Source organism: Marinospirillum perlucidum, from assembly GCF_003336805.1.
GTDB lineage: Bacteria > Pseudomonadota > Gammaproteobacteria > Pseudomonadales > Halomonadaceae > Marinospirillum > Marinospirillum perlucidum.
In genome coordinates this window covers 397734-419635 of the sequence record NZ_QFWJ01000001.1, presented here as the reverse complement: position 1 = coordinate 419635, position 21902 = coordinate 397734, and the positions used below count along the sequence as shown (strand labels likewise).

The 21902-nt window shown below is 56.6% G+C and carries 18 protein-coding genes and 1 pseudogene; 14 read left to right on the top strand and 5 right to left on the bottom strand.

From position 1 onward, the window contains the following. Nucleotides 1-63: 63 nt before the first annotated feature. Nucleotides 64-537: a hypothetical protein gene (locus tag DFK18_RS01950; RefSeq protein ID WP_162299655.1), complete on the top strand. Its 474-nt coding sequence runs from the start codon at nt 64-66 to the stop codon at nt 535-537. Between the two features lie 39 nt (nt 538-576). Next, a complete protein-coding gene (locus tag DFK18_RS01945) occupies nt 577-1212 on the top strand; it encodes a hypothetical protein (RefSeq protein ID WP_114416509.1) in 636 nt (211 codons plus the stop codon). Between the two features lie 18 nt (nt 1213-1230). Here the strand turns inward: DFK18_RS01945 and nudC are convergent, their stop codons facing one another. Genes nudC through DFK18_RS01925 form a run of 4 tightly spaced genes read right to left on the bottom strand, consistent with a single transcriptional unit; the run spans nt 1231 to nt 4085 of the window. After that, the gene (nudC, locus tag DFK18_RS01940) at nt 1231-2112 is read right to left on the bottom strand and encodes an NAD(+) diphosphatase (RefSeq protein ID WP_245944310.1); all 882 of its coding nucleotides are present in this window, start codon (nt 2110-2112) and stop codon (nt 1231-1233) included. Then, nucleotides 2088-2819 (bottom strand): DNA polymerase III subunit epsilon, encoded by a 732-nt coding sequence (gene dnaQ, locus DFK18_RS01935; RefSeq protein WP_114416508.1) that lies wholly within the window; start codon nt 2817-2819, stop codon nt 2088-2090. Before dnaQ ends, nudC begins: the two co-directional genes overlap by 25 nt. Nucleotides 2820-2825: 6 nt before the next feature. Further along, nucleotides 2826-3287 carry a ribonuclease HI gene (gene rnhA, locus DFK18_RS01930; protein ID WP_114416507.1) on the bottom strand — a complete coding sequence of 154 codons (462 nt, stop codon included), beginning with the start codon at nt 3285-3287 and terminating at the stop codon, nt 2826-2828. Between the two features lie 9 nt (nt 3288-3296). Further along, nucleotides 3297-4085, bottom strand: coding sequence for a class I SAM-dependent methyltransferase (locus DFK18_RS01925; protein WP_114416506.1), 789 nt, complete (start codon nt 4083-4085; stop codon nt 3297-3299). A gap of 49 nt (nt 4086-4134) precedes the next feature. Here DFK18_RS01925 and gloB point away from each other — a divergent pair, with 49 nt between their 5' ends. From gloB to trkA, 8 genes and pseudogenes are all read left to right on the top strand, one after another. After that, complete coding sequence (gene gloB, locus DFK18_RS01920) at nt 4135-4917, top strand: hydroxyacylglutathione hydrolase (protein WP_114416505.1); 783 nt, start codon at nt 4135-4137, stop codon at nt 4915-4917. A 98-nt stretch (nt 4918-5015) separates the two neighbouring features. Continuing rightward, a complete protein-coding gene (locus DFK18_RS01915) occupies nt 5016-6767 on the top strand; it encodes a LysM peptidoglycan-binding domain-containing protein (protein WP_114416504.1) in 1752 nt (583 codons plus the stop codon). 9 nt (nt 6768-6776) lie between these two features. After that, the gene (locus tag DFK18_RS01910; protein WP_114416503.1) at nt 6777-8597 is read left to right on the top strand and encodes an extracellular solute-binding protein; all 1821 of its coding nucleotides are present in this window, start codon (nt 6777-6779) and stop codon (nt 8595-8597) included. A gap of 6 nt (nt 8598-8603) precedes the next feature. Next, nucleotides 8604-9689 (top strand): microcin C ABC transporter permease YejB, encoded by a 1086-nt coding sequence (locus DFK18_RS01905; RefSeq protein ID WP_114416502.1) that lies wholly within the window; start codon nt 8604-8606, stop codon nt 9687-9689. 2 nt (nt 9690-9691) lie between these two features. Then, nucleotides 9692-10750, top strand: a complete 1059-nt coding sequence (locus tag DFK18_RS01900) for an ABC transporter permease (protein ID WP_114416501.1) — start codon at nt 9692-9694, stop codon at nt 10748-10750. Then, the gene (locus DFK18_RS01895) at nt 10747-12402 is read left to right on the top strand and encodes an ABC transporter ATP-binding protein (RefSeq protein ID WP_114416500.1); all 1656 of its coding nucleotides are present in this window, start codon (nt 10747-10749) and stop codon (nt 12400-12402) included. The genes DFK18_RS01900 and DFK18_RS01895 overlap by 4 nt, the downstream gene beginning before the upstream one ends. A 61-nt stretch (nt 12403-12463) precedes the next feature. Further along, a complete protein-coding gene (locus tag DFK18_RS01890) occupies nt 12464-14002 on the top strand; it encodes a TrkH family potassium uptake protein (protein ID WP_114416499.1) in 1539 nt (512 codons plus the stop codon). Between the two features lie 33 nt (nt 14003-14035). Continuing rightward, nucleotides 14036-15415 (top strand): annotated as a pseudogene (gene trkA / locus DFK18_RS01885) (Trk system potassium transporter TrkA); the annotation flags it as partial. Here trkA and DFK18_RS01880 read toward each other — a convergent pair. Beyond that, entirely contained in the window at nt 15412-16371 is a 960-nt protein-coding gene (locus DFK18_RS01880; RefSeq protein WP_114416497.1) for a calcium/sodium antiporter, read from the bottom strand. The pseudogene trkA and the gene DFK18_RS01880 sit on opposite strands and share 4 nt — an antisense overlap. A gap of 126 nt (nt 16372-16497) precedes the next feature. Here DFK18_RS01880 and DFK18_RS01875 point away from each other — a divergent pair, with 126 nt between their 5' ends. From DFK18_RS01875 to DFK18_RS01860, 4 genes are read left to right on the top strand one after another with little or no spacing between them, the layout of a single operon-like run. Next, nucleotides 16498-16875 (top strand): response regulator transcription factor, encoded by a 378-nt coding sequence (locus DFK18_RS01875; protein WP_114416496.1) that lies wholly within the window; start codon nt 16498-16500, stop codon nt 16873-16875. 13 nt (nt 16876-16888) lie between these two features. Next, a complete protein-coding gene (locus DFK18_RS01870) occupies nt 16889-18919 on the top strand; it encodes a 3'-5' exonuclease (RefSeq protein ID WP_114416495.1) in 2031 nt (676 codons plus the stop codon). Further along, nucleotides 18916-19113, top strand: coding sequence for a hypothetical protein (locus tag DFK18_RS01865; protein ID WP_114416494.1), 198 nt, complete (start codon nt 18916-18918; stop codon nt 19111-19113). Before DFK18_RS01870 ends, DFK18_RS01865 begins: the two co-directional genes overlap by 4 nt. After that, nucleotides 19106-21898: a sensor histidine kinase gene (locus DFK18_RS01860; RefSeq protein WP_114416493.1), complete on the top strand. Its 2793-nt coding sequence runs from the start codon at nt 19106-19108 to the stop codon at nt 21896-21898. The genes DFK18_RS01865 and DFK18_RS01860 overlap by 8 nt, the downstream gene beginning before the upstream one ends. The last annotated feature ends 4 nt before the right edge of the window (nt 21899-21902 follow it).

Here is a 21902-nt window from a genome sequence, read left to right as displayed (position 1 = left end):
TTTTTACTCTGGCAGAAAGCAGCAAAGAATGATACAAAGAAAAAAATCACAAGGAGACCCCTGATGCAAGCATCCACCTTCAAGAGTCTAGGAATGACTCTGGCTCTGAGCCTCCTCTCGGCCCCCGTTCTGGCCAATTCCTCGACGCTCACCGGCGTCTGGGCCTGCACCCAGGAACTCAGCCCCGAACCCGATGTTCAAATCCGGGTCACCTACCAGCAGGAATTTCTCAGCAGCGCCCAGTTTACGATTAACGGACGACTGGAAGCGGCTTTCCCCCAAAACCAGCTGGTCTATTCCTTTGATGGCGGTGGCAACTGGTCGCTTGAAGGTGAACGCCTGACCATCAACACCACCAACAGCCAATTTGCCCCAGCCAATGCCACGGCTTTGCAACTGGATGAAGCCGGTGTACTCAAGGCGGATCAATTCAATCACGTACAAAGCCAGGATCACTTTGATGTTTTAGAGATGACCCAGGACACCCTGGCTTTGCGCCACCAGCAGGAAGGCTTTACCACCCGCTGCCAGCGCTAAGCACTTGGTTAATAACCCGGATAGCAAGGATGCCAATCGATGTTCAGCAACAATCAGATCCTTGTCAGCTGCTTGCTGGCCCTCCTGAGCTTCCAACTCAACGCTGCTGATGCCCAGGGAAAAACCCTGCCCACGGCCAGCTTCCAGTTGGGTGAAGACAGCCGCTATTTGGGTGTAGGCCTGGGTGGCTGGAATGATCAAGGGCGGGTTTTCTCCAGTCTGGAAATCACCCATCTGGAAACCGAGGATGCCCTGGAGATTGATTCCAAAACCCTGGCAGAAACCGCTGAGTACACTTCGACTCGCCTGGCCCTGCTTTTTGATAGCTTCTATTTCAACCAGCAATCAAGAGGCATGGGAGGCGGTTTCTTCCTTTATAGCAATGATTCCGAAGGGCCGATTGAACGTCAGGGGCTGGGCATCAATCTACGTTTTGGCAAGCTGCTGACCTCGACCACCAAGGTCTATCTGGGCAGCGATTTGATGCCGGAATTCTGGAGTACCGACTGGAATGCCCAGGCTTTACTCGAGTACGAGCTACAAGCCGGCATCACCCAGAAGGTGACCGACTGGCTGGACCTCCAACTGATTTACCGCAAGGGCGGCACCTGGGATGAAATCCGCCAGGTCAGCCACTATGAAACCCTGATGGCCGGTGCCCGTCTGGCTTTTTAACCAGGCAGCCAAAGGCAATTACCGGCCTTGCCGCCAGATCAGGAAATTATCGATCAAATGGCGGGCAATCGAGGTTTTGGGTGGCAACTGGGGCAGGTCATCAAAAGCAAACCAGCGCGCATCTTCGATTTCATCTTCCTGCAAACGCAGCGAACCGGATTGATACCTGGCCCAATACCCCAACATCAGCGAATGCGGGAAAGGCCAGGACTGGCTGCCCAGATAGCGTAGATCCCCCACTTCAACGCCCACCTCTTCCTTGACCTCCCGGTGTAGCGCCTGTTCAGCCGACTCCCCCGTCTCGATAAAACCGGCCAGGGTTGAATACATGCCTGAAGCAAAACGTGGACTTCGGGCCAGAAGGAGCGCATCCTCACGCCAGACCAGGGTAATGATACAGGGAGCGACACGCGGGTAATGACGCAGATGACAGCGCGGGCATTCCTTGGCATATTCATCCCAGCGTGGTTTGGTTTTGCTGCCACAACGACCACAAAAACGGTGCTGTTCTTCCCAGGCTGCCAAACCGGCTGCGGTTACCAGGAGATCAAATTCCTCGGCACTGCTTTGCAGCAGCCAGCTACGCAGCCCCGGCCATTCCTGTTTGCGCGCTTCGGCAGCAGGGACCTGATGCACCAGCAGCAGACGCCCCTGCCAACGCCCCATCACCACCAGCTGGCGATGCTTTTGCGGATTATAGTAGTCCGCTTGCAACCAGGCCGGTAATTCCGGGGAAACCTCTTCCAGAGGGCGAATGGCACCACCCCCTACCTGAACTATGGCAATGGGTTCGCCCGGCTGCGGCCGAAAGGGTCCACGCTCAAAGGCAGAAGGCGGCTGCTGCTGGGGAAAACCGCTTTGCAAGGGAGTCCACATCAGCTCTGCTCCAGCCAGAGACATTGCCCTCCTGCCTGCAAGCTCTGCAACTTGGCTTGATGAGCTGCTTCTTCATCAGCGGAGGGGCGAATCACCTTGAGCCGAGGACGCTGGGCATCCAGGCGGCGCAATTGACTCGTGCCCTGCTCACCCGGGTCGGCCAGGTCATCACTTTCTTCTCCCAGCAGCAGGGCTGTCTGCCCCCCGGTCATGTTCAGATAGACATCGGCCAGGATTTCCGAGTCCAACAAGGCGCCGTGAAGCGTACGCCCGGTATTATCCACCTCGTAGCGCTTACACAGGGCATCCAGGCTGTTGCGCTGACCCGGATGGCGGCGACGGGCAAAGGCCAGGGTATCAAAAACACTGCAGTAGTCTTCCATGCGCCCGTAACGCTCTTCACCCAAGGCGGCATTCAACCAAGCCAGCTCGGCATCCAGAAAGCCGATATCAAAGGGCGCGTTATGGATTAGCAGCTCACCGCCACGAACATAGTTGATAAACTCATCAGCCACCTGGGCAAAGGTCGGCTTGTCCTTGAGCATCTCCCAGGTAAAACCATGTACAGCTGCGGCTTCCTCATCCACTTCCCTTTCCGGGTTAAGGTAAACATGGTAGTTATTGCCGGTAAACTTGCGACCGACCATTTCCACGCAGCCGATTTCAATAATACGGTGGCCTTCCTTGGGCCCGATACCTGTGGTTTCCGTATCCAGCACGATTTGACGCATGGGTTCTTACTCCTGCTCTTGCATTTGCGGGTCACGAACACCGCGATTGGCCAGCTGATCGGCTTTTTCATTGCCCGGATCACCGGCATGACCACGAACCCAGCGCCAATCGATGTCATGGCGACTGGCTTGTTCATCCAGCCGTTGCCAGAGATCCTGGTTTTTGACCGCCTTACCGGCTGCCGTCTTCCAGTTCTTGCGTTTCCAGTTGGCCATCCACTGGGTAATGCCCTGGCGCAAATACTGGGAGTCCGTGTGCAATTCAACTGAGCAAGAGCGGGTCAGGGCTTCCAGCGCCTTGATTGCAGCCAGCAGCTCCATTCGATTATTGGTGGTGTTCTTTTCGCCACCCCAGAGGCTTTTTTCACGCCCGCCATATTGCAGCCAGGCGCCCCAACCTCCCGGACCGGGATTACCTTTACAGGCACCATCGGTATAGATGACGACCTTGTTTTTCGCTAGGGTCATAGTCAGAACTTATCGGTTTTTAAGACTGTTTCGGGTGGGGAAGCTTACCGGTTGAGCAGGCATCCAGCCAGTTTTTTTCCAGGCGGGCTGGGGTCGCAGTGGACTACCGATACGCTTTTTAATCCTTAGCATATAAACACCAGCCAAGGGCCAGGAACGCTGATCCTGTTTACGATCCCAGGAACGCAAACGCTGCTGCAAGGCATCACGATTACAAGGCGGGCGATGGAAAAGCTGATAGCTGGCTTCCTTGTTCAGATCCAGAAATTCCAGCCAGTCATCCATCTTGGCCTGACTGATCAGATCGGCCTGCTTCAAGAGGCGTAGCGGTTCCGGCTGCAGAAACGCGGGTAAAAGGCGAGTCAGGCCCCAGAGACTGATTGGATTGAAGGCCAGAATCACCAGTTCACCCTTGGGCAGAGTCACGCGAGCAGCCTCTTTAAGCAGCGCATGGGGCCGGGCAAACAGCTCCAGGGAATGCTGGAGGATCACCAGGTCCATGCAATCATCGGGAAACGGCAGGGCAGCGGGATCAGCCAGCACACAGGATTCTTTTTCAGCCAGATCCAGACTGGGCCGCCATTCGATCACCTGACCGATCCGCGTGGTCTCGATCCAGCCTCCCCCCGGACAACTACCGATTAAAAGTAGATGGTAGCCACGGGCTGCTTCCACCAGGGGCTGCAAAAGGGCTTCCTCACTACCAAGGACCTCCCGACCGAGGGGAGATTGCCAGAAATGCTGCCAGGTATTCCAGGTATCCCGGTTTACTTGAGCCTGTTGCTTTTGCACACTCATAGTGTCTGCCGTAAAGTAAGCTAATCAGCCAATAATAAAGGAAAGACGCATGCTTGATGTTATCGCACTTCCAGCCTTTAACGACAATTATATCTGGCTACTCAAATTAAGAGGCGATAAACGCTGCTGGGTGGTAGACCCTGGCGAAGCCACACCGGTTCAACATTATCTGCAGGCTCAGGGCTTGGAACTGGAGGGTATCCTCATTACCCACCATCATCCCGACCATATCGGCGGGGTTGAAGACCTGAGCAGTGAAAGTACCACCCTGATCGGTTCTTTCCAGGATGTCTACCGCCTGCCATCACTCAGCCTACAGGTGGCAGCCGGTGATCGCTTCCAGCTACTCGGGCAGACGGTTCAGGTGCTGGAGGTCCCTGGCCACACCCTGGGCCATGTGGCTTTTTTCATTCAGGACCAGCAGCCTCCTCTACTGTTCTGTGGCGACACCCTGTTCGCGGCAGGCTGTGGGCGCTTGTTTGAAGGCACACCGGAGCAGATGCATACCTCCCTGCAAACCCTGGCTCAACTGCCTGAAGAAACCCGGGTTTATGCTGCTCACGAATACACCCTGAAAAACCTGGAATTTGCCCGCCAGGTGGAACCGGATAACCCTGCTCTGCAGGAACGTCAGCAGGAATGCCAGGAATTACGTGCGGCCCAGCAGCCAACCCTGCCTTCCAGCCTGGCACTGGAAAAGGCGACCAACCCCTTCCTGCGCTGCAGCGAACCCTCAGTGATCCAGGCAGCCCGTGAATTTGCCGAAAAAGAGGATTTGCAGGATCCGGCAGAGGTTTTTGCTGCCCTGCGCCGCTGGAAGGATTCTGCCTGATTAACGTTTATTCACCAGTGTTTACTTGTGGCCTGCGGTTGGCAGACATAAAATGTCCGCCAACTGCTACTAAACCCAAAAACGACACTGATATTCCTATGCCTATCCAACTTAAGCCTTTACTTTCGCCACTGGCTAACTCGATCAACCGACGCCTTCGTCCTGTCCTGCTGGTAACTTCTCTGGGTTTGCTCACCAGCGGCTGTCAAAACCTGATCTATGATGAAGCAACACTGGCAGCCCGCCAGGCCGAAGCCGAACGCCTGGAAAGACTGGAAGCTGAACAGCAACGCCTTGCCAAGGGTTCTGTCATCTGGTCTCAGCTGGAATCCGGTCAACAGCTATCCAGCTATCGTTTTCACGATGACCACCAGGGCCTCTCCAGCCTACTACCGGTCAACAACCAACAGAACTGGCGTCACTGGGAAGCAGCCAGCCTGCCCGAATACGATCTCTGGGATCGCCTGCGGGAAAACTTTGCCATGGATATTTCCAACCAGAGTTCCCGGGTCAATGCTCAGCTCAGCTGGTATCGCCGTCATCCCGGCTATATGGACCGAGTGACAGCGCGCGCCAGTCGCTACATGTTCCATGTAATTGAAGAAATCGAAAAACGTGGTCTACCCGGTGAGCTGGCTCTGCTGCCAATCGTCGAGAGTGCTTATGATCCCTTTGCCTATTCTCATGGCCGGGCATCGGGCATGTGGCAGTTTATTCCGGGAACAGCACGCTATTTCGGCCTGGAAAACAACTGGTGGTACGATGGTCGTCGCGATGTCATGGCCTCAACCGATGCCGCCCTGACTTATCTGGAACGCCTCTATCGCCGTTTTGATGACTGGCATCTGGCCCTGGCTGCCTATAATGCCGGCGGTGGCAATGTCAATCGTGCCCTGCGCCATAACCGCCGTGCCGGAGGCAGTGGTAGCTTCTGGGAGCTCTCCACGCTGCCGATAGAAACCCGTACCTATGTCCCCAAACTGATCGCTCTGGCGCAGCTCTTTTCCGATCCACAAAGACATGGCATTGCCCTCAACTCCATTCCCAATCAGCCCTATTTTGCTGCTGTAGACACCCAGGGTCAGATCGATCTGGCCAAGGCCGCCGAGCTGGCTGATATCAGTATCAACGAACTCTATTTGCTTAATCCCGGTTATAGTCAATGGGCGACCAGCCCCACAGGACCGCATCGCCTCTTGGTGCCCCAGGAAAACGCTGCGATTCTGGAAGCCAATCTGCAACGTCTACCACCGAGGCGCCGTATGAGCTGGCAGCGTTACCAGGTGGAAAGTGGCGACAGCCTCTTGACCATTTCGCGCCAGTTCAACACCACGCCCAGCATGATCCGTGATGCCAACCAGCTGCGCGGTGATATCATTCGTGCCGGAAGCGAACTGCTGATCCCCATCCCTAGCCAGGATGCCAGCCAATATGCTTTAAGCGAACAGCAACGCCTGGAAAGAACACAAAATGTTCGCCGTCGTGGAGAAAGAGTCGAGCATCTGGTACGCTCCGGGGATAGTTTCTGGGAATTGGCACGGACACATAATGTATCCGTGCGCCAGCTGGCCAGTTGGAATAACATGGCACCGGGTGATCCCCTGATGGCCGGACAGCGACTGGTCATCTGGTCACGCGCTGAAAATGCCCGTAGTCTGGCCAACAATGCCAGTCGCAGCGTGATTCGCAGAGTGACCTATCGGGTTCGCCAAGGCGATAACCTGGCCCGAATTGCCAATCGCTTCAAGGTATCCATCCGCGATATCGGGCGCTGGAACAATATTAATCCGAACAACTATCTCCAGCCGGGTCAAAGCCTGACCCTGCACGTAGACGTCACACGCAATTAAGGAGCAACAATGCCGGCTAGCAGGTTTTTCACGGACCGTTTGAACCGCTTGACTTGTATCACTTCCCTGGCCGGCTTACTCGCATTTGCCCCTTTGACCCTAGCAGCAGAAACGGCTTGCCAACCGGCTCTTTCCCTCTACGGGGAACCCAAGTATGGCGAAGACTTCCAGCATTTTGACTACGTCAATCCTTCAGCACCCACGGGCGGTCAACTGCGTCAGGCTGCCCTGGGCACCTTCGATAGCCTCAATCCCTTTATCATTCAAGGCACACCCGCTACGGGGCTGGGTCACCTCTATGATAGCCTGACCTATCATTCAGCTGATGAACCCTTTACCGAATACGGTCTGCTGGCCGAGTGCATGCGCCTGGATCCCGAGGGTGAATGGATAGAGTTTCAGCTGCGCGAAGAGGCCCGTTTCCAGGATGGCGAAGCCGTGACAGCCGAAGATGTGGTCTTTACCTTCAACCTGCTGCGGGAAAAAGGCCAACCCTTCTATCGTGCCTACTATGCCGATATTACTGCTATAGAAGCCGTCAGCAGTCAGCGGGTACGCTTCCAACTGGCGACAGCCGATAACCGTGAGCTCCCCCTGATTATTGGCCAGGTTCCCATCCTGCCCCAGCACTACTGGGCTGAACGCGACTTCACCCAACCCAGCCTGGAAGTCCCCCTGGGTAGCGGCCCCTACCAGCTCACCGAAGTGGATGCCGGACGCCGTCTGGTCTACACCCGTGATGACAACTACTGGGGCCGGGATCTGCCGGTTAACCGGGGCCGCAATAATATCGGCCAGCATGTCTACGAATACTTCCGGGATGCCACTGTTGCTCTGGAGGCCTTCAAAGCAGGCCGGCTGGATTACCGCCAGGAAAACATTGCCCGCAACTGGGCCGAAGCCTACGAGGGACCGGCACTGGAGCAGGGCAAAATCCAGCTGGTCAGTCTGGAACATGAAAACTCCACGGGCATGCAGGGTTTCTTCTTCAATACCCGCCGCGAGATTTTTGCCGATCCCCGAGTGCGTCTGGGTCTGACTCAGCTTTTTGATTTCGAATGGACCAATCAACAGCTCTTTCATGGGGCCTACACCCGCACCGAGAGCTATTTCAGTAATTCGGAACTGGCCAGCCGCGGCCTGCCTGAAGGCCGGGAACTGGAAATTCTTGATCACTACCGGGATCAGTTGCCACAAGAAGTCTTTACCCGGGAATACGACCTGCCGGAAACTGATGGCAGTGGCAGTATCCGCCCGCAGATGCGCAAGGCACTCAGCCTCTTTCGTGAAGCTGGCTGGCAGTTGGATGGCCGACGCCTGGTCAATGACCAGGGCATCCAGATGGAGTTTGAAATCCTGCTGCATAACGCCTCTTTCGAGCGCATCGTGCTGCCCTGGAAACGCAATCTGGAACGCCTGGGTATTCAGATGAATCTTAGGCTCGTGGATGTTACCCAGTATCTTAATCGCTTGCGTGATTTTGACTATGACCTGGTGGTATCCACCCTGGGCCAAAGCCTGTCACCCGGTAATGAACAGCGGGAATACTTTCACTCCGACTTTGCCCAGGCCAGTGATGGGCGTAATCTATCCGGCATTGAAGACCCCGTCGTGGATGCGCTGGTCGAGAAGTTGATTGCTGCACCCACGCGTGAAGAATTGGTTCAAACCACCCGCGCCCTGGATCGGGTTCTGCTGTGGGGGCATTATGTCCTGCCTCACTGGCATATTGATGAATACCGGGTGGCCAAGCGTGCCAAGGTACGCCTACCCGAGGTCAATCCCCCCTATTCCCTGGCCACAGACACCTGGTGGATTGAGGAAGACTAGACCATCATGCTCGCCTATTTACTGCGTCGTCTGGTCCTGATCCCGCCAACGCTGCTGGGTATCCTGCTGCTCAACTTTGTCATCATCCAGGCTGCACCGGGCGGCCCTATCGAACAAATTCTGGCCCAGATGGATGGTCTGGAAGGCATGAGCAGTACACGCATGGACACCCAGGCCAGCAATGAAGCCTCAGGAAGCTCGGATTCTTCCGGCTACCGGGGTTCCCAGGGACTGGATGCCCAGTTTATTGCCGAACTGGAACAGCAATTCGGTTTTGACAAACCCCTGCATGAACGCTTTTTGCAGATGGTCGGTCAATACCTGCGTTTTGATCTGGGCGACAGCTTCTTTCGCGCCCAGAGCGTGGGAGAACTGATACTCGATAAGATGCCTGTTTCCATTTCTCTGGGGCTTTGGTCGACCCTGCTGATTTATCTGATTTCCATTCCCCTGGGTATCCGCAAGGCCCTGCATCATGGCAGTCGCTTTGATGTCTGGACCTCTTCGGTGGTTATTATTGGCTATGCCATTCCCGGTTTCCTGTTTGCCCTGCTGCTGATCGTGCTTTTTGCCGGTGGTAGCTATCTGGACTGGTTCCCTCTGCGAGGCCTGACCTCGGACAATTTCGATGAGCTGAGTTGTTTGGGCAAAATAGCGGATTACTTCTGGCACCTGGCCCTACCCGTTGCCGCCATGACCATCTCGGGCTTTGCCACCCTAACCCTGCTGACCAAGAATTCCTTTCTGGATGAAATCCACAAACAGTATGTGTTGACGGCACGAGCCAAGGGGGTCAGTGATCGTCAGGTACTCTACGGGCATGTTTTTCGTAACGCCATGCTGATTATTATTGCCGGCCTGCCTGCGGCCCTGGTGAGCATTTTCTTTACCGGCTCTCTGCTGATTGAAGTCATCTTCTCCCTGGATGGCCTGGGGTTGCTGGGTTTTGAAGCCGTCGTGCAAAGGGATTATCCGGTCGTTTTTGGTACCCTCTACCTGTTTACTCTGATTGGCCTTTTGCTGAAATTGATCAGTGATTTGACCTATATGCTGATCGATCCCCGCATTGACTTTTCTTCCAGGGAGCACTGACGATGAAGTGGCCCCGGATTCAGCTTTCACCACTTAACCGCTACCGACTGCAGTTGTTTCGCCAAAACCGCCGCGCCTGGTGGTCCCTGTGGCTGTTTTTGGCTTTGTTCCTGGTCAGTTTGCTGGCAGAACTGGTGGCCAATGATCGCCCCCTGTTGGTGAACTATCAGGGTGATCTTTATGTTCCCCTGCTGCAGGATTACCCGGAAACCACCTTTGGCGGAGATCTGCCCATCAGTGCCGATTACCGGGACAGCTACCTGGCAGAGCTGATCTCTGCACAAGGCTGGATGCTCTGGCCACCCATCCCCTATGCGGCTGAAACCATCAACTATGATCTGACCCAGCCTGCACCCACGCCACCTTCGACTGAAAACTGGCTGGGTACCGATGACCAGGGACGGGATGTATTGGCCCGGGTTATTTATAGCCTGCGTCTATCCATCCTCTTTGCCTTGATTCTGACCCTGGGCAGCAGTCTGATCGGCATTCTGGTCGGTGCTCTACAGGGGTATTACGGTGGACGCCTGGATCTCTGGGGCCAGCGTTTTATTGAAATCTGGAGTGGCCTGCCGACCCTTTTTGTGCTGATTATTCTGTCGAGTATTATCAATCCGGGTTTCTGGTGGCTACTGCTGATCCTTTTGCTATTCAGCTGGACGGCACTGGTGGATCTGGTCCGGGCCGAGTGCCTGAGAGCCAGAAATCTGGAATATGTCCGCGCGGCACGTGCGCTGGGCTTGCCCAACCACCTGATTATTCTTCGCCATGTGCTGCCCAATGCTCTGGTGGCCACCCTGACTTTTCTGCCTTTTCTCTTTACCGGGGCAGTCACCACCCTGACCGCGCTGGATTTCCTGGGTTTTGGCATGCCACCAGGCACCCCTTCGCTGGGTGAACTGGTCGCCCAGGGCAAGGCTAACCTCCAGGCCCCCTGGCTGGGTATAACCGCCTTCATGACCCTGGCAATTCTCCTGACCCTGCTGGTCTTTATTGGTGAAGGGGTACGTGATGCCTTTGATCCCCGCAAGACTCTGAGCACGACCAAGGAAACGGCATGACACCGCTGCTGCAGCTACGCCAATTGCAAGTGGCCTTTGGCCACAATGAACCCGCTCTCAAGGGAATCGACCTGACCCTGAACAGGGGTGAAACCCTGGCATTAGTGGGTGAAAGCGGTTCGGGTAAATCCATTACCGCCCTGGCTGCCCTGGGACTTCTGCCAGACAATGCCAGGGTTCAGGGCAGCATAGAATTAAGTAATGATCAAGGCTATCCGGAGGAAATCCTGGGACTGCCCGAACGTCACTTGAGACGCCTTCGTGGTCGGCGTCTGGCCATGATTTTCCAGGAACCCATGACCTCCCTGAACCCTCTACACCGGGTTCACAAACAAATTGCTGAAAGCCTGCGCCTGCACCAGGGTCTGACCGGTAAAGCCGCTTTCAACCGCTGCCTGGAACTACTGGAAGATGTCGGCCTGCCCGACCCGCAAAAAATGGCCCTGGCCTGGCCGCATCAACTCTCTGGCGGTCAGCGTCAAAGAGTCATGATTGCCATGGCTCTGGCCAATGATCCTGATGTCCTCCTGGCCGATGAACCCACAACAGCGCTGGATGTCACGGTTGAAAAACAGCCACTGGATCTCTTGCGCCGCTTGCAGCGGGAAAGAGGCATGTCAGTGCTGCTGATCACCCATGATCTCAATCTGGTTCGCCAATACAGCGACCGGGTTGCCGTGATGCACCGTGGCAAGCTCGTGGAAACCCAGCCCACTCCCTTGCTTTTCAGCCATCCTGAAGCCGACTACACCCGCCATCTTCTGGCCAGTGAACCCTCGGGACAGGCTGAGCCCGTGGACCCCCAGGCACCGACCTTACTCACTGCCGAGGCGATTCAGGTGGAATTTCCCACAGCTTCTTCTTCCCTCCTGCCCTGGAAAAAAGCACCGCCCTTTGTTGCTGTGGAGCAGCTAGCTTTACAGCTTCGTGAAGGTGAAACCCTGGGACTGGTGGGTGAAAGCGGATCCGGTAAAACCACGCTGGCCCTGGCGCTTTTGCGCTTGCAGGCAATCAGCAACGGCCGCATTCTTTTTCAGAATCAACCTCTGGAAGCACTCAAGCAAAAGGAACTACTGCCCTGGCGTAGCCGCATGCAGATAGTTTTCCAGGACCCCTATGGCAGCTTGAGCCCGCGCATGAGTGTGGGTGCTCTGGTGGCTGAAGGCCTGGAGCTGCATCAACCCCAACTAAGCAAGACCCAAGTGGAAGAGGAAGTCATAGCGGCTCTGGAAGAAGTCGGCCTGGAAGCGGCCAGCCGTCATCGTTATCCGCATGAATTTTCCGGCGGCCAGCGCCAACGCATTGCCATTGCTCGGGCTCTGATCCTCAAGCCCCGATTGCTGGTTCTGGATGAACCGACTTCGGCGCTGGATCGCAGTGTCCAGGGGCAGGTGATTGATCTGCTCAGAAAACTCCAGCGTAAACACCGCCTAGCCTACCTGTTTATCAGTCATGATCTGCGCGTCGTACGCGCCTTAAGTCACCGTATTCTGGTAATGAAAGCCGGGCAACTGGTGGAAACAGCTGCAACCGAGACGCTCTTTCAACGCCCCGAACAAGCCTACACCCGCAGGTTGCTGGAAGCAGCCGGTTTTGAATATAGCCAGGATGGCGAGCTCAGGGCTGACCGAGTTTTTAGCCACCAAGGCTAGCCACTTTACTGCACTAGCGTTAAGCTTGCCTTTTTGATTTCAGCCCCTTACAGGGATAGTTATGCAGTCATCGCCCAAGTATCAGGTTCCAAACAAACCCAGTCACTATGACCGACGCCAGGAACAATCCCACCTGCGCCAGGTTTTTGATTGGGTCGCCCCCATCATCAAGCTATTGGGCATGCTCCTGCTGTTGCTGGGTAGTTTCAAGCTGGCTCCGGTTATTCTTCTCTTTGCCGAGGGTGAGCAGGCGGATACCCAGGTTTTCTTTTATTCCATGCTCTTTACCCTGGTATCCGGGGCGATCATGGTCGCTTTGGGTTCACTGGCACCCTTTGACCTGCGAGGACGCCAGGTTTTCCTCCTGACCTCCCTGAGCTGGCTGGTACTGAGTTTCTTTTCTGCGTTTCCTTTGCTTTTTGGCTCCACTCACCTGTCGGTCAGTGACGCCATCTTCGAGACGGTTTCCGGGATCACCACCACCGGCTCGACGGTTCTTTCCGGACTGGACAGCATGTCCCACGGTATTCTTCTCTGGCGAGCCATCCTCCAGTGGCTGGGCGGGATAGGGATCATCGTCATGGGCATGGCCATCCTGCCTTTCCTGCAGGTCGGTGGTATGCGTCTGTTCCAATCAGAGTCCTCGGATTGGTCGGAAAAAGCCATGCCCCGTTCAGGCACCATTGCCAAGGCCATCGGCAAGGTTTACCTGGGGCTGACCAGCCTGTGTATTCTCAGCTACTGGCTGGCAGGGATGAATGGCTTTGATGCCCTGGTGCATGGCCTGACCACTTCGGCAACCGGCGGTTTTGCCAATTACGATGCCTCCATGGGTCAGTTTGCCTCCACCCCTTTGATTTTGTGGATCAGCATTCTCTTCATGTTTCTGGGGGCACTGCCCTTTGTGCTCTATGTGCACCTGATCCAGGGTCGCCCCCTGATTCTTTTTCGCGATAGCCAGGTCAAGGCCCTGACCAAGATCCTTCTGGCGGCTATTGTCATCCTCACCTTTTATCTGGTCAGCCAGAACAAATGGGGCTGGTTTGATGCTCTGACCCATGCCACCTTCAACATAGTTTCGGTCGTCACCACCACCGGCTATGCCGCCAGTGACTACAACAGCTGGGGCACCTTTGCCGTGGTTTTCTTCCTCTACCTGATGTTTGTCGGTGGCTGTTCCGGCTCGACCAGTGGTGGCTTCAAGGTATTCCGTCACCAGCTCTCGATCATGCTGATGCGCAACCAGATGATGGCCCTGCTGCATCCCCGGGGTGTCTTTTCGCAAAACTATAACGGCCGCCATGTACCCGATGACGTTATCCGCTCCATGGTGGCTTTTACCTTCTTCTTTTTCGCAACCATTGCCGCCCTGGCCCTGGCGCTGTCGTTTATGGGGCTGGATTTTATTACCAGTTTTACCGCAGCGGTCACCGCAGTGGCCAACGTGGGACCGGGACTGGGGGTGACCGTGGGTCCGGCCGGGAATTTTTCCAGCCTGCCGGATCTGGGCAAATGGCTGATGGCCCTGGGCATGATCCTGGGGCGCCTGGAAATCGTGACCTTTATGATTCTCTTTACCCGCGCCTTCTGGCGTAGCTAACCCCGGCCACAGCAACCCGCACAAGGAGTTACGACCATGAAAATCATCATCCTCGGCGCTGGACAGGTGGGGGGGACCCTGGCCGAAAACCTGGCCGGTGAAGAAAATGACATTACCATCGTCGATGCCAATGCCGACCGTCTGAGGGATCTCCAGAACAAACTGGATATCCGTATTATCCAGGGCAAGGCCTCCTACCCGGCGGTCTTGCGCCAGGCAGGCTGTGAAGATGCAGACATGATTATTGCCGTGACCAACTCGGATGAGGTCAATATGGTGGCCTGTCAGGTGGCCCATGCCCTCTTCAATACCCCCAGCAAGATTGCACGGGTACGCTCGGCGGCCTACCTGTCCCGTAAAGGTCTTTTCCGGACCGAGCGGGGTTTTGATATCGATGTCCTTATCAGCCCGGAACAGGTGGTCACCAACCATATTCGCCGCCTGATTGAATATCCCGGTGCCCTGCAGGTACTGGATTTTGCCGGGGGCCTGGTCCAGCTGGTGGCGGTCAAGGCCCACCGCGGCGGCCCTCTGGTGGGCCAACAGCTATCCGCCCTGCGCCAGCACATCCCCAATGTTGATACCCGTGTAGCGGCCATCTATCGCCAGAACCAGGCACTGCTGCCCAAGGGGGATACCGTGATCGAAGAAGACGATGAGGTCTTCTTTATCGCTGCGCGCAAGCATATCCGCGCAGTCATGAGCGAAATGCGCCGCGTCGATCACAGCTACAAGAAAATAGTCATTGCCGGGGGCGGTAATATCGGTGAACGCCTGGCGGAAAGCCTGGAAAAGGAATACCAGGTCAAATTGATCGAATACTCCCAGGCCCGTTGCGTGGAGCTGGCGGAAAAGCTGGAGCGTAGTGTCGTGCTCAATGGCACAGCCACTGACAAGACCCTGCTGCAGGAAGAAAGTATCGACCACGTTGATATCTTCTGTGCTGTCACCAATGATGACGAAGTCAACATCATGTCTTCCATGCTGGCCAAGCGCATGGGGGCCGGCAAGGTAATGACCCTGATTAATAATGCCGCCTATGTGGATCTGGTTCAGGGCGGCGAAGTGGATATCGCTTTTTCACCCCAGTTGGCCACCATCGGCAGCCTTTTGACCCACGTCCGCCGTGGTCAGGTCAAGAATGTTCACTCCCTGCGTCGTGGTGCTGCTGAAGCCATAGAAGCCGTAGCCATTGGTGATGAAAAAAGCTCCAAGATTGTGGGTAGAACCCTGGACCAGATTGATCTGCCCGATGGTGTCACCATCGGTGCTCTGGTCAGAGGCAAGGAGGTTCTGATCGCCCACGGTGACCTGATCATCCAGTCCGACGACCAGGTCATCCTTTTCCTGGTCGACAAGCGCAAAATCCGCGAAGTGGAACAGCTCTTTGCCGTGGGCATCACCTTTGTTTAGGAGCCCAGAAACAGCCAGCCCTGATAGCCGATAAAACACAGAAGCAGCACGGCCCCTTCAGGGCGGTTGATTCGCTCCATGCCCTGGCGCCCCAGAGACACTAGCAGTAGCAGCAGCGTCAGTCCCAGCATTACCGGCAGATCACGCCACAGGAGCTCAGCACCCAGTTCACTGCCGCTGGCCAGCAGGGCCGGGAAAGGCAGAACCGCAAGCAGGTTGAAGACATTGGAGCCGATGATATTGCCCAGCACCAGATCAGCTTGCCCCTTGCGTGCTGCAGCCAGGCTGGCAGCCAACTCTGGCAGGCTGGTACCCACGGCGACCAGGGTTAGCCCCACGACCATCTCACTGACGCCCCAGGCCAGGGCTAATTCCACCGCCCCCCAGACCAGAAGACGGGAGCTGACAATCAGCAGTATCAGGCCTGCAAGCAACCAGAAAAGAGCCCGAGCCGTGGACATGGGCTGGAGTGTAGACTCCACCTCTTCCAGCAGAGCATCACTCTGGCCCTGGCGGGTCAGCCAGTAGCTGTAACCGATAAATGCCAGCAGACCACCCAGCAGGATAGCCCCTTTCCACCAAACCAGCTGTTGGTCAAGCAATAACAAGGCGGCTCCCAGAGTCACCACCAGCAACAGGGGAATCTCCTTGCGTACCAGTCCTGTCGCCACGGGAATGGGCGTCACCAGTGCTGTTATCCCCAGTATCAGGGCAATGTTGGCAATATTGGAACCCAGGGCATTGCCCACGGCCAGATCGGGACTGCCATCCAGGGAGGCCTGAACGGCCACCAGCATTTCCGGTGCCGAAGTGCCAAATCCCATCAGCAGCATCCCGATCACCAAAACGGGAACACCCAGCTTTTCGGCCGTAACCGAGGCACCAACAACAAAGCGATCCGCACTCCAAACCAGGAGAATCAGACCACCAATAACAGCCAGTACTTGTAGTAGCACGCTTGCTTTACCCCCTACTTAAAATAAAAGACTATTCTAACTGAGTCTGAGGCCTTGGTCGCCTTTCCTCAAGCCCGGTAAGCCACTAGACTGAAAACAAGAATAAAAAGTCTGCAGGAGAAGCTCATGGCCAAGGTGCTGGTCGTTGATGACGAACCCAATATTGTCCTGTCGCTGGAATTTCTGATGCAGCAGGCCGGTTTTAGTGTCCTGACTGCCGAGGATGGCGAAACGGCCTTGCAAAAGGTGGAGCAGGAAAACCCTGATCTGCTGCTACTGGATATCAGTCTCCCGGGAATCAGTGGTTTTGAAGTCCTGGAAAAACTGCGTAACCAGGACGCCTACCGTCAGCTGCCCATTATCATGCTGACTGCTCATGGACGTGAAGTGGAAAAGGAAAAAGGTATGGCTCTGGGGGCCGATGACTATGTCACCAAACCCTTTTCCACCCAGCAGCTGGTCAACCAGGTTAAAAACCTGCTGGATCCTGCGTCCAAACCTTGAGAGGTCAATGCCCATGCCGCCGCGTCAAAAACTCCTGGGCAGCTGGCTTCTACTCACGGGCCTGAGCCTTTTTGCCGGTCTCTTTGTGGGACTCTGGCTAACCAGCCGTCTTGCAGCCGCCCCCCTGGAAACTGGCATCATCTGGTTTTTAAGTCTGGGGCCGACCCTGGTTCTAGTGATCCTAGGCCTACCTCTGGAATACCAGCTTTTCCGGCCGCTTCGCCATCTGCAGGTTCTCCTGGCGCGGCTGGCTGCCAACCCCGACGCCCGAGACGACTATCCCACCGAAGGCTGGCTGAGATCCCTGCAGCCTGACCTGGATCGCTTGCGCCAGGGCTGGCGCCAGGACAGGGCGCACCTGGGCGAAGCTAGAATTCAGGGAGCGAGAGAAGCAGCCCGCCTGCATCTGGAGATGGAAGCCCTCCTGCAGGTTCTGGATTTACCCCTGCTGCTGTGTGATCGCCATCAACGCTTGCTGCTTTTCAATCCCGCAGCGGAAAGCCTTTTTGATCATCATCCCGCCTTGGGACTGGGCCGCCGCCTGGAAGAATTGTTGCCTGCCTCCAGCCTCAGGGAAACCCTGCAGCAACTCCCCAAGGATGGCAGTCCTCGCCAGCTCCTGCTGCCCTACCAGACTTCCTGGCTGGTCTGCGATCTGCGCCGGGTCAAAGCCAGCCAGGGCGAGGCTCTGATCACCCTCAAGGATGCCAGCGAACGTCAACGTAGCGACCAGCGCTGGCGCCAACCCCTGGGACAGCTGCTACCCGCCTTGCGAGGCCATGTGGCCAATCTGGCAACCGCCGGTGAACTCCTGGGCCACGAAGCAACGGATACTCAGCTACGAGAACGCCTGCAAAAAGCCATGCAGGAGGATAGCCAGGCCCTGGGTCATCTGGTTAAGGAGTTGGCCCAGCTACTGGAAGGTCTGCACCAGGATCAGGTTCAACTGGCTGCCACCTGGTCCAATGACCTCTGGGCCGCACTGGAACCCAGCCTCAACAACCAGGGCTTGCGCTTGACGCCGGTCGGTATTCCCCTCTGGTTTCAGGCGGATACTCCCAGCCTGCTGGCTCTGCTGGAGACTCTGCTGGAAAAACTCAGCGAAAAGACCGGCCAGACGCAATTTGAAGTGGAAATGCTGCTGGCGGATAAGCGAGTCTATCTGGATTTGATCTGGACGGGCCAACCCCTGACCCTGGCCCAACTTCAGCAGTGGGAAGAAGTACGCCTGGGGGATGAGGAGCTGGCTCCCCATCTGGGCGATATCCTCCGCCGTCATGCCAGCGACTGGTGGAGTCAGGAGGCTACCGAAAGCGAGCAAGCCCGCTTGCGTATCCCCCTGCCCGCTGCCAGACGGATTAGCCCACCCTCTCCACGCATTGAACCCCGGCCGGAATTTCACGATTTCAGTATTGCTGACCTGCCACCTCCCGATGATCAGCTAGGTCAGCGCCCCTTGCGACAACTGGAAATGGTGGTTTTTGATACCGAGACCACCGGCCTGCAGCTACGCAAGGGGGACGAGGTCATCAGTATCGGGGCCTGTCGCCTGCTCCAGGGGCGCCTGCTGGCCCGGGATATTTTTGATCAGAAGGTCAATCCAGGACGCGCCATTCCACCGGCCAGCACGCGCATTCATGGCCTAACCGATGCTGATGTGGCCGCAAGTCCTCCCCTGAAGGTGGTACTGCCCCGTTTTCGGGATTATGTTGGCCATGCCGTGCTGGTCGCTCACAATGCAGCCTTTGATGTTCTTGCGGTCAGCCGTCAGGCCGAGGAGGTGGGTGTGAAGTTCGACATGCCGGTACTGGATACCCTGCTGCTATCTCGCGGGCTGGACCCGAGCCTGGAAGGCCATGGCCTCGACGACCTGGCTGAGCGTTTTGACCTGACGTTTCCTCCAGGCACCCGCCACACGGCCCTGGGAGATGCCCGGGTTACGGCAGAACTCCTGCTGGCCCTGCTGCCGCGCCTGGAAGCCCGGGGAATTACCTCCCTGGATGCGGCACTGAAGCTACAACAACAAGTGGAACAGGGGTCATGAAAGGCTCTCTGCTCCAGGCGCGCCTGGTCGGGCTTCTACTCTTGGCCCTGGTACTCTTTACCCCCCCGGTATTGCTGGTTTTCGATCGGCCTGCCTGGCTGGGCTTTTCCGGCCTGCCGCTTTACCTCTTCGCAGCGTGGCTAGTGATTCTGGCCCTGGCCGCCTGGTTACTGGAGGGGAGCAAGGATGAGTGACTGGCTATTGGTCGCGGTTGCCTTCAGTTACCTGGGGATTCTTTTTCTACTGGCTGCCTGGGGGGACCGACGTGCCGAGCAGGGGCGCTCGGTCATCAACTCCCCCAGCATCTATACCCTGTCGATTGCCGTCTACTGCACCGCCTGGACCTTTTATGGCAGTGTCGGCCGCGCCGCCGAGGCCGGACCCAGCTTCCTGCTGATCTATCTGGGCCCCACCCTGGCCATGCTCCTGGGCTGGGTGATGCTGCGCAAAATGGTGCGCATTGCCCGGGCCCAGAAAATCACCTCCATTGCCGATTTTATCAGTGCCCGCTATGGCAAGAGTGGGCTACTGGCCGCGCTGGTGACCCTGATCGCTATCCTGGCCATCATGCCCTACATTGCTCTGCAGCTAAAAGCCGTTACCGTCAGCCATGCCATCCTGACCGATTACCCCGAGCTTCCCAGCAAGCTGGGTGAAGAGGTTTTCTGGCAGGATAAATCCTTCTGGGTGGCTCTGGTTCTGGGTATTTTCACCCTCTTGTTCGGCACCCGCCATCTGGATGCCAGTGAGCGCCATGAAGGTCTGGTGGTTGCCATCGCCTTTGAGTCCATTATTAAACTCCTGGCTTTTTTAATTCTCGGTCTTTTTGTGGTTTTCTGGCTTTACGATGGCCCTACCGAGCTTTTCCAGACGGCGGCGCAAAAATCGGAGCAGATCACGCGCCTGGGGCTGGAGGCCGTCCCCGGAGGCGCCAGCGGCTGGGTCGGCACCCTGCTGCTGGCCAGCCTGGCCTTTATCACCCTGCCTCGACAGTTTCAGGTACTGGTGGTCGAAAATGTTGATGAACGCCATCTGAAAAGAGCCAGCTGGCTTTTTCCTCTCTATCTGGTAGCCATCAATCTTTTTGTTATACCCGTGGCCCTGGCTGGCCTGCTGCTGGGCGATGCCGGTCAGGAACCGGACAGCTTCGTGCTGACACTCCCCCTGGCTGCAGGTCTGGAGTTACTGCCCCTGATCGTCTTCATCGGTGGACTGGCAGCAGCCACCGGCATGGTCATCGTGGAGACCATCGCTCTGTCCACCATGGTCAGTAACCATCTGGTGATGCCTCTGCTGCTACGCTGGAAGTGGCTGCATCTGGACCCGGATCGCAATCTCAGCAGTTGGTTATTAGGTATTCGCCGCATCGCCATCCTGGTCATTCTTTTTCTTGGCTACCTCTACCACGCCCTGCTGGGAGAATCCTACAGTCTGGTCACCATCGGCCTGGTGTCTTTTGCCGCTGCTGCGCAATTTGCACCCTCACTACTGCTCGGCCTTTACTGGCGCCAGGCTTCAGCCAAGGGAGCCACCCTGGGCTTGATCGGCGGCTTTCTGATCTGGGCCTACACCCTGCTGTTGCCCGGTTTTGCCCAGTCCGGCTGGTTGCCCTTATCACTGATTGAAGAAGGCCCCTGGGGTCTTGCCGCTTTAAAGCCCTATGCACTGCTGGGACTGGAAGGGTTGGACATCTACACCCACGCCCTCTTCTGGAGTCTGCTGGTCAACCTGGGGTTACTGATTGCCGTGTCCCTGTTTACCCGCCAAAAACATCTGGAACAAACCCAGGCAGCTCTCTTCACCGAAGCCTTAAGACCCGAGGTGATGCAAACGCACTTGTGGCTGGGGCAGACCAGCCGAGAGGAACTGCATCAACTCCTGACACGTTATCTGGGGCAGGAGGCAACGCATAAACTCTTCCAGCGCTTTCAGACCGAGGTAACAGCAGAGGCTAACAGGAGTGAGGAAGATCAACTGGCCCCACCGGAACTGGTCGCTGCCGCAGAACAAGCCCTGACCGGGGCTTTAGGCAGCACCTCGGCCCGGGTGCTGATCAATTCCGTGGTGCGCGGTGAAGCACTGGACCTGGAGGCGGTACTCAGTATTCTGGATACCACCTCGCAAACCCTGGAATACAACAAGCGCCTGGAACAAAAGTCTGCAGAATTGGCCCGCATTGGTGAAGAGCTGCGCTCGGCCAATGAGCGCCTGCGAGAACTGGATCGCCTCAAGGATGAGTTTGTAGCCATGATCAGCCATGAACTTCGGACCCCTCTGACCTCGATCCGCGCCTTTGCTGAGATCCTGCGGGATAGCCGTGATCTGGAGACCGACAAGCGAGAACATTTCCTGGGCGTGATCGTCAAAGAAAGTGAACGCCTCTCGCGCCTGATTGAGGAAATTCTCGATCTGGCACGCCTGGAATCCGGACGCTTGCGCCTCAATCCGGAACCCGTCGATTTTCGCCAACTGGCCGGGGATTCTGTGGACGCCATTACCCAGTTGTTTCAGGAGGCAGAGATCAAGCTGCAAGTCCAGCTGCCCACCCAGCAAGCCTGGGTGATTGCAGATCCCGACCGTCTTCAGCAGGTCGTGATCAATCTGCTCGACAATGCCCGCAAGTTTGCCAAGGGAAAACCCGCTCAGGTCACCCTGACGCTGGAAGCCTGGAAAAACAACTGGCGTCTGGCGGTTGAAGACAATGGACCGGGCATTGCCGAAGAGGAAAGAGAAAAGGTCTTCGAGAAATTCCATCAGATCCAACAGGAGGCCGCCTCCAATTCCCGCCAACGCCCTGGCGGCAGTGGGCTGGGCCTTCCCATCAGTCGCGGTCTCATCGCCCACCTGGGCGGACGCCTCTGGGTTGAAGACCCCAAGAAACTCAAGGGAGCCCGACTGGTGATCGAACTGCCCCGAGCTCCTGAACAGGAAGCCAAGGCCGACGCACCACCAGCAGCCCCATCAGAGAAAACTGGTTGAGTGG